This window comes from Erwinia sp. SLM-02, assembly GCF_037450285.1.
Classification (GTDB): Bacteria; Pseudomonadota; Gammaproteobacteria; order Enterobacterales; family Enterobacteriaceae; genus Erwinia.
Genome location: NZ_JAQISN010000014.1, coordinates 1 through 1534 on the forward strand (window position 1 = coordinate 1; position 1534 = coordinate 1534).

The window sequence follows — 1534 nt, forward strand, 5'->3', positions numbered from 1 at the left end:
CGCCTTTCCCTCACGGTACTGGTTCACTATCGGTCAGTCAGGAGTATTTAGCCTTGGAGGATGGTCCCCCCATATTCAGACAGGATATCACGTGTCCCGCCCTACTCATCGAACTCACAGTAAGTGTGTTTTTGTGTACGGGGCTGTCACCCTTTGCTGCGCGACTTTCCAGACGCTTCCACTAACACACAAACTGATTCAGGTTCTGGGCTGTTCCCCGTTCGCTCGCCGCTACTGGGGGAATCTCGGTTGATTTCTTTTCCTCGGGGTACTTAGATGTTTCAGTTCCCCCGGTTCGCCTCATGCCACTATGTATTCATGACATGATAGTGTGACGAATCACACTGGGTTTCCCCATTCGGGTATCGTCGGTTGTAACGGTTCATATCACCTTACCGACGCTTATCGCAGATTAGCACGCCCTTCATCGCCTCTGACTGCCTAGGCATCCACCGTGTACGCTTAGTCGCTTAACCTCACAACCCACAAGCGTCCCGTGGGACCACTCGAAAGTTGCAAGCATTTGAGAGACTCGAACATAGTGTTATTCATTCTTATTACGGAGAATGAAAACAGTATGTCGTTTCAATTTTCAGCTTGTTCCGGATTGTTAAAGAGCAAATATCTCAAACATGACTCGCCCGAAGGCAATATCAGTTTTGAGATACTGTGGAGACATCTTTCACCTGTCACCAGGCAGGTGGCGTCCCCTAGGGGATTCGAACCCCTGTTGCCGCCGTGAAAGGGCGGAGTCCTAACCGCTAGACGAAGGGGACACATCAGTGTCGCGACTTCGCAGCCGTCCTGCTCATTACTTTTTCTATCAGACAATCTGTGTGGACACTACGCGGGAAAGTATCTTCAGGTAAGGAGGTGATCCAACCGCAGGTTCCCCTACGGTTACCTTGTTACGACTTCACCCCAGTCATGAATCACAAAGTGGTAAGCGCCCTCCCGAAGGTTAAGCTACCTACTTCTTTTGCAACCCACTCCCATGGTGTGACGGGCGGTGTGTACAAGGCCCGGGAACGTATTCACCGTAGCATTCTGATCTACGATTACTAGCGATTCCGACTTCACGGAGTCGAGTTGCAGACTCCGATCCGGACTACGACGCACTTTATGAGGTCCGCTTGCTCTCGCGAGGTCGCTTCTCTTTGTATGCGCCATTGTAGCACGTGTGTAGCCCTGGCCGTAAGGGCCATGATGACTTGACGTCATCCCCACCTTCCTCCGGTTTATCACCGGCAGTCTCCTTTGAGTTCCCGACCGAATCGCTGGCAACAAAGGATAAGGGTTGCGCTCGTTGCGGGACTTAACCCAACATTTCACAACACGAGCTGACGACAGCCATGCAGCACCTGTCTCACAGTTCCCGAAGGCACCAAAGCATCTCTGCTAAGTTCTGTGGATGTCAAGGCCAGGTAAGGTTCTTCGCGTTGCATCGAATTAAACCACATGCTCCACCGCTTGTGCGGGCCCCCGTCAATTCATTTGAGTTTTAACCTTGCGGCCGTACTCCCCAGGCGGTCGA

The 1534-nt window shown here is 52.0% G+C and carries 1 tRNA gene and 2 rRNA genes; all 3 read right to left on the minus strand.

Annotation, left to right across the window (positions count from 1 at the left end):
* A 23S ribosomal RNA gene (locus tag PGH32_RS24500) occupies positions 1–476 on the minus strand; the annotation flags it as partial.
* Positions 477–701: 225 nt separating this feature from the next.
* Positions 702–776, minus strand: a tRNA-Glu gene (locus PGH32_RS24505).
* A gap of 90 nt (positions 777–866) precedes the next feature.
* A 16S ribosomal RNA gene (locus PGH32_RS24510) occupies positions 867–1534 on the minus strand; the annotation flags it as partial.